A 6,350-nucleotide genomic window follows, 5' to 3' on the forward strand; every position below is an offset into this window, starting at 1 on the left:
CCTGAGAAAGAGGGGCATTACCGTTCGCCTTGCTCCGGGGGACGAGGAGTTGGTGACCCGTCTCACCCAGTTCGATAAGCTCGAGAAGAAGCCCGTGCCGGAGACTCTCGTGGGAGAGCTGAGACCATACCAGCACGAGGGATATTCATGGCTCTCTTTCCTGTATGAGCACAAGTTCGGTGCATGCCTTGCGGACGATATGGGGCTGGGGAAGACGCTTCAGGCCCTCGCCCTTTTAGCGGCCATAAAGGAAGGTAAAATTTCCTGCGGCCCCGGCGCGAAAAGACCTTCTCTCGTGGTGATGCCGCCGAGTCTTCTTTTTAACTGGGAGCAGGAGATAGAAAGGTTCTGTCCCGGCCTCAAGGTCTATGTCTATCGCGGGAAAGACCGCTCCAGCACGTTGGAGGGCTATGACGTGGTGCTCACGAGCTACGGCCTCGTACGGCGGGATATCGGTAAATTAAAGGAGATGGCTTTCGGGGCCATTATCTTTGATGAGGCGCAGGCCATCAAGAATATAGTGGCAGGCACCACCGGGGCGGTCCGACAGTTGAAGGGCTGGTTTAAACTGGCCCTTACGGGCACGCCCGTGGAAAATCATATGGGAGAGTATTTCTCGATCATGGACCTCGTCCTCCCCGGCCTGCTTGGAGACTACCGGGAGTTTCAGGGAAAAGCGAAGCATGAGATGGCCACCTTTCTTCCCGCGGTCGCCGAAAAGAGCAAGCCCTTCATATTGCGCAGGACAAAGGAGCGGATACTGAAAGAGCTTCCGCCGAAGATCGAGAATGACGTATTCCTCGAGCTTACGGAGCGTCAAAAGAAATTCTATACCCGCACCGTGGATGAAGTGAGATCCACCATTGATAATGCCTACAATAAAAATACGGCGGCTCAGGCCAAAATAATTGCCCTGACCGCCATTATGAAGCTCCGCCAGATATGTCTCACCCCTCAGCTTCTCATTACCGATCAAATTGAAGTATCGCCGAAAATAGAATTCCTGAGGGATAAACTGGAGCAGTTATGCAGTGAATCCCACAGCTCCCTGGTTTTCTCCCAATTTACCTCTTTTCTCGATCTTGTGGAAAAAGAATTGAGGTCGAGGGAATTCCGGATTTTCAGGCTCGACGGTTCCACGCCGGTAATGAAGAGAAGGGAGATCGTAGAGGGCTTTCAAGGCTGCGAATCGCCCGCCGTATTTCTTCTGAGCCTCAAGGCGGGTGGACAGGGATTGAACCTCACAAGGGCCTCCTATGTCTTCCATTTGGATCCATGGTGGAACCCGGCCGTGGAAAATCAGGCGTCGGACCGGTCACACAGGATCGGCCAGAAGAAAAAAGTGATAGTCACACGACTGCTCATGCGTCATACGGTGGAAGAAAAGATGATGGCCCTGAAGCAGAGAAAGCTGGGCCTCTATCGCGCGCTTATGAATACCCCTGAGGAAAGCGCCGGAAAATCGATCACGAGAGAAGACTTCAACTTCCTCCTGGGGCTGGGGAGTTAGGAGCCGAATCTATCTGTTTTATCAGGTGTGCGAGGGGCAGCAGGCTTCCCACAACGAAATCCGCCTCTTTCTCGAATCCTGGCGACCCGTATCCATGGGTGACTGCGATGGTCTTTACGGAAGCGGCTTTACCCGCCCATATATCGACCTCGCTGTCTCCGACCATTATCGTCTCTTTCGGTGAAGCTGCGAGAGCGGAAAGGACATGGAAGAGGGGCGCAGGGGAGGGTTTCCTTTCGGGAATGGTATCGGCGCCGACCAATATATTAAAATAACCGGAAAGCCCGAAGTGCGTGAGAAGGGCCCGGGACAGGGCTTCCGATTTGTTTGAGATCAGCGCCTTTTTGAAAGAGGCCAATTGTTCGAGCATCTCTTTTGCCCCCGGGTAAAGAGTGGTCCTTCCGGCGAGGTGCGAGGCATAAGCTTCCGTGTAGCGTGCGACAATGGGACCGGGGTCAAGGGAAGCGCCATATTTCTTCAGGACCCTCTGCACAAGCTTGAGGGCGCCCTCGCCGATCATGGGCGCCACCTCCGGCACCTTCAGGGGCGGCAGGCGGAAAGACTCGAGGGCCTCGTTTAGGGCGCCCGTAATATCTTCCAGAGAATCGATCAGGGTGCCGTCGAGGTCGAAAATTATGAGACCCACAGACATATCATAATATAGACGATCACGCCTGTTATGCCAAGGGGGATAAGGAATGGGAGCGGCAGGGTGGCCGGGATACTTCTTTTTCCTTGAAAAATGGCTGCTTTTCGGTGGAGAATAAGAGTCTGAATAGGGCAGTAAAACCGCCCCCGTGAGGTGACATTGAAGATACCAGGGAAAAGGGAAACAGATAAGGCCGGATACGGGATCATACATTTCGAGGCCCTCGGACCGGAGGCGGAGCACCTTGAAAATGAGACATGCAAAGCCATGGAGGAAGGCCTGCTTCCCAAGGGCCACACGTGGTTTATCACTCCCCTCAATGTGCAGGATTATTTAAGGAATAACCCCGGCGCCAGGCTGCCGGAAATCATCACCACGAAGACCCATTCCCTTCTTCCGGAGGAGTATCTCGAAGGCGGGGGAAAAAGTATCGTCACCCGAAGCGCGGGATATGATCATTTCGAGCACCTGACGGGAAGGGCGAACATCGCGTCTCTCAGGGAATACTGCGTCAATGCGGTGGCCCAAACTGCGATGAAATTTCTTTATGCCGCCGCGGGGGAGCTGAACCATTACTCCGCGAATACCGCAATATTCGAGAGAAAAGAGTCACGGGGTTTCATGGAGCTGGGTCCCCACAAAATACTGACCGTCTATGGAGTGGGTAAGATCGGCAAGAGGATATATGATCTCGCCGAAGCCAACGGGCTTTCCGTGCAGGGTGTTGACGTGAGGCAGGAGGAATTGAGCGGACTCTATGGGAGAAAAATGAAATTCGTCTCCAGGGAAGAAGCGGTCTCCGGCAGCGACATCGTGGTGAATGCCATGAACCTTACGAAGGATAAATCCAGCAGGTTTTATAACGTGGGCTATTTTTCGAAAGAGTACCTGGCCCGCGCAAAAGACGGTCTTATCTTTATCAACGTCACAAGAGGAGAGATCGCGCCGGAAGCGGGGCTGTGGGAGCTATACCTTGCAGGAAAAATAACGGGAATCGGGCTCGACGTATTTACGAAGGAGGCCGAATTTGCCGCCCTGGTGCAGAACGAGGAGAGGGCGGGCCTGGATCATGAGGCGGCACGGACCATGGTGAAAAGGTCCCTCGACCGCAGTGCCAATATCTATGTTCAGCCACACCAGGGGTTTAATTCCGATCTTGCGGCGAAAGCGAAGGCAGTCGAAGCCATAAAACACGTGATATCCTGGTACCGGAAGGGAGGCAGGGGTTTTGAGGAGCAGTTGCCTTACTATTAATCGCGGGCTTCTCTTATTCCATTCTTAATTCAAAGCGCTCTCTTCGTTGCCTTCGTCATCTGCTCCTCGATGTACTGGCAGTACACCTCCGTCGCGTCTTCCTCGTCGCCTCGATCATCTTTGACTTAGAAATGGAATTATTCCTCATATACCTCTCGCGAGAGACGGTCGAGGAGTGCAATTTCATTGTCGTAAAACTCAACGGGCACGTCCGTGATATTCTCCAAAACCTGTCCGGGTGAACGGGCACCCACGATTGCCGTCATCACCCCCTCCTGCTGCAGGACCCAGGAGATGGCGACTGCGCCGGGGCTTACCCCTTTTGATTGAGCGAGGAGAAGCACTCCGTCCACAAGGCGGCAGACTTGCTGCCAGTAACGGGGTTTGAAAAAACGGTAGAAAAAGGTGCGGGCGTCTCCTTTTGAAAAAATGGGACATTCGGCATATTTGCCGGTAAGCATGCCCGCTCCGAGAGGACCATAAGAGAGGAGATTGATCCCCTTCTCGAGGCATGTGGGGAGGACCTCCTTTTCGATATCCCTTTCGAGGAGGGAATAGTGCACCTGCAGGGAGAAGAGTGGCGCATATTGAGCGGCCTCACGAAGTTGGGCAATGTCAAAATTCGAGACGCCGATGTGCCTGATCTTCCCTTGCTCCCGGAACTTCAAAAGGGTCTCCATGGTTTTCTCGATGGGTGTGTGGGAGTCGGGCCAATGGCATTGGTAGAGGTCGATATAATCGGTGCGAAGCCTCTTGAGCGACCCCGCAAGATCGATCTCCAGGTAAGAGGGTGAAAGATCGCGCCGGTATTTGTGGGCATATATGTCGAGACCGCATTTGGTGGCGAGGAATATGCGGTCCCTTTTCCCCCCGATCGCCTTACCGATCAATTCCTCCGAATGGCCGTCGCCGTATACCGGCGCCGTATCGATAAAATTTATGCCTTTTTCAAGGGCCGCCTCTATGGCACGAACCGCCCCCGGCTCATCATAGCCGTCCCAATGACTTCCGCCGATAGCCCAGGTGCCCAGCGCGACCGTCGAGACGGCAAAGCCTGGTTCCTGCAACCATTTATATTCCATGAGAATACCCCTTTTGAAATTAGTAGTATTCGGTACGCTCAGCAAAGACTATATTCTCATGACACGGCGGCGTCGGTTCTGTCAAGCATTTTCCGGTGATCAAGGCAGCCCTTCACGCCAGGTATCAACGGAAAAAGGCTCCTCCAGGCAGAGCAATTCTATCTTGGCTCTTCTTTTAAGCCTCTTCAGGAGGTACTCCATTCGGCGGGCTTCCGTTTCCGTTTTGCAGGGAATCACTTTTACGAGCTCGAAAGGCCTTCTCGATCTCACGAATTTGCTGCCCGAACCGTTCTCGTGTTCCCCGAGCCGGCGGATCAGATTATTTGTCGAACCGGTGTAAAGGTAGTATCCCCGGCATCGTAGTACATAGACACACCACCCTGGGGTGCTCTTTTCTGCTGTGGGAAGTATGCTGCCGGGAGTTGAGGAGGAAGGAGGCCTTTTTTCTCCCATAAATCACCGGAGGGGCAGTTGCACGCGCCAGGCAGCCTCGTCTTCGGGAGTATCGAGTATGGTAAAACCGAGCCGGGTAACCATGGAGAGAAATTTTTCATTCTCTTTCAGCACAAGGCCATGCACCTCGTCGAGGTTTTTATCGAGTGCGACGCCGATGATCATGTCCATGAGCTTATAGCCGAGGCCTCGCCCCTGATAATCATCGTGGACGAGGACGGCATACTCGCCCGATCTCTGGTCAAGGTCCATGATGAGCCGCCCGATCCCTATGATCCGTCGCTTGTCGCCTTTCGTAATCTCCGCCACGATCGCCATCTCCCGATCGTAATCGATATTGCAGAAGCGGACGAGCATGTCATGGGTGATATCTTTGATAGGAGTGAAGAACCTTGTCCTCATGGTCTCTTCGGAGAGAGTCGAGAGCATTCCCAGCTCCATGGGCTCATCTTCGGGGCGTATGGGCCGGAGAAATACTTCGGTGCCGTCCCGGAGATGCCACCGGCTCACATAGCGCGTAGGATAGGGGGTAATGATAACATGAGAGTAGCTACCCGCCGGCTCCGAGTATTCCGGGTCGAGGATGATCCTCGCATCGACCGCGAAGGCCTTGCCGCCCGATATGACGACCGGGTTTATATCCATTTCCGCAATCTCAGGAAAATCTATGACGAGGTTGGAGAAGCTCACGAGTATCTGCTCGAGCTGGTGCAGGTCCGCAGGCGGTTTGCCGCGAAAGCCGTGGAGGAGTTTATATACCTCGGTCTCTTCCATGAGGCGCCGGGCCAGAATCTGATTGAGCGGTGGGAGGCCCACCACCACATCCTTGTATATCTCCGCGCCGATCCCCCCCATGCCGAAAAGAATGACGGTTCCGAAGTCTTTATCCCTCTTTGAGCCGAGTATGATCTCGTAATCGATCTTCTCGATCATCCGTTGCACGTTCGCCCCTTTCAGGTCGGCCCGCGGGGCTTTACGGTCCACCCTTTGAAAGACCCTCGCGTAGGCCCGGCGTAATTCCGTCTCCGAGCGCACGTTGAGGAGCACGCCTCCCACGTCGCTTTTATGGATGATATCCTTCGAGACGATTTTTACCGCCACCGGATAGCCGATCCTCGTCGCAATGCGCACCGCGTCATTATCATCCCGGGCCAGATAAGGGAGCGTGGTTGGTATACCGTAAATATTGAGGAAATCCTTCGACTCTTCTTCCGTGAGGATGGTCCTCCCCTCTTTCAGGATACGCCGGATCGATGCCTTGAGGTGGTTCTTCGGCGGCGCCTCGGTAAGGGGGAGCTCGGAAGGCGTCTCGTAGAGAAGCTCGAGGTTACGGGAGTAGTTGTACATATAGAGATAGGTCTTCACGGCCTCCTCGGGGGTATCGTAGGTCGGTATATCCCCG

5 protein-coding genes are annotated in these 6,350 nt (G+C 54.1%); 2 read left to right on the forward strand and 3 right to left on the reverse strand.

Annotated elements, in window-relative coordinates; genetic code table 11:
• The coding region (locus VGJ94_04740; protein ID HEY3275905.1) for a DEAD/DEAH box helicase at window positions 1-1,510 on the forward strand (1,510 nt) is incomplete at its 5' end.
• Here the strand turns inward: VGJ94_04740 and VGJ94_04745 are convergent.
• Window positions 1,482-2,156, reverse strand: a complete 675-nt coding sequence (locus VGJ94_04745) for an HAD-IA family hydrolase (protein HEY3275906.1) — start codon at window positions 2,154-2,156, stop codon at window positions 1,482-1,484. The two genes, VGJ94_04740 and VGJ94_04745, sit on opposite strands and share 29 nt — an antisense overlap.
• A 162-nt stretch (window positions 2,157-2,318) precedes the next feature.
• On the opposite strand from VGJ94_04745, the gene VGJ94_04750 reads away from it, so the two are divergent.
• Entirely contained in the window at window positions 2,319-3,413 is a 1,095-nt protein-coding gene (locus VGJ94_04750) for an NAD(P)-dependent oxidoreductase (GenBank protein ID HEY3275907.1), read from the forward strand.
• Between the two features lie 137 nt (window positions 3,414-3,550).
• On the opposite strand, the gene VGJ94_04755 is transcribed toward VGJ94_04750, so the two are convergent.
• Both VGJ94_04755 and VGJ94_04760 read right to left on the reverse strand, forming a co-directional pair.
• Window positions 3,551-4,495, reverse strand: coding sequence for an aldo/keto reductase (locus VGJ94_04755; protein HEY3275908.1), 945 nt, complete (start codon window positions 4,493-4,495; stop codon window positions 3,551-3,553).
• A gap of 456 nt (window positions 4,496-4,951) precedes the next feature.
• A partial coding sequence (locus tag VGJ94_04760; protein HEY3275909.1) for a GNAT family N-acetyltransferase occupies window positions 4,952-6,350 on the reverse strand: 1,399 nt, incomplete at its 5' end.

It is taken from the genome of Syntrophorhabdaceae bacterium, from assembly GCA_036504895.1.
In the GTDB taxonomy this organism is placed as follows: domain Bacteria; phylum Desulfobacterota; class Syntrophorhabdia; order Syntrophorhabdales; family Syntrophorhabdaceae; genus PNOM01.

Excerpts from the sequence above, each read along its gene's own strand:
- VGJ94_04755 (HEY3275908.1), bottom strand. The coding sequence starts at position 4,495 with ATGGAATATAAATGGTTGCAGGAACCAGGCTTTGCCGTCTCGACGGTC.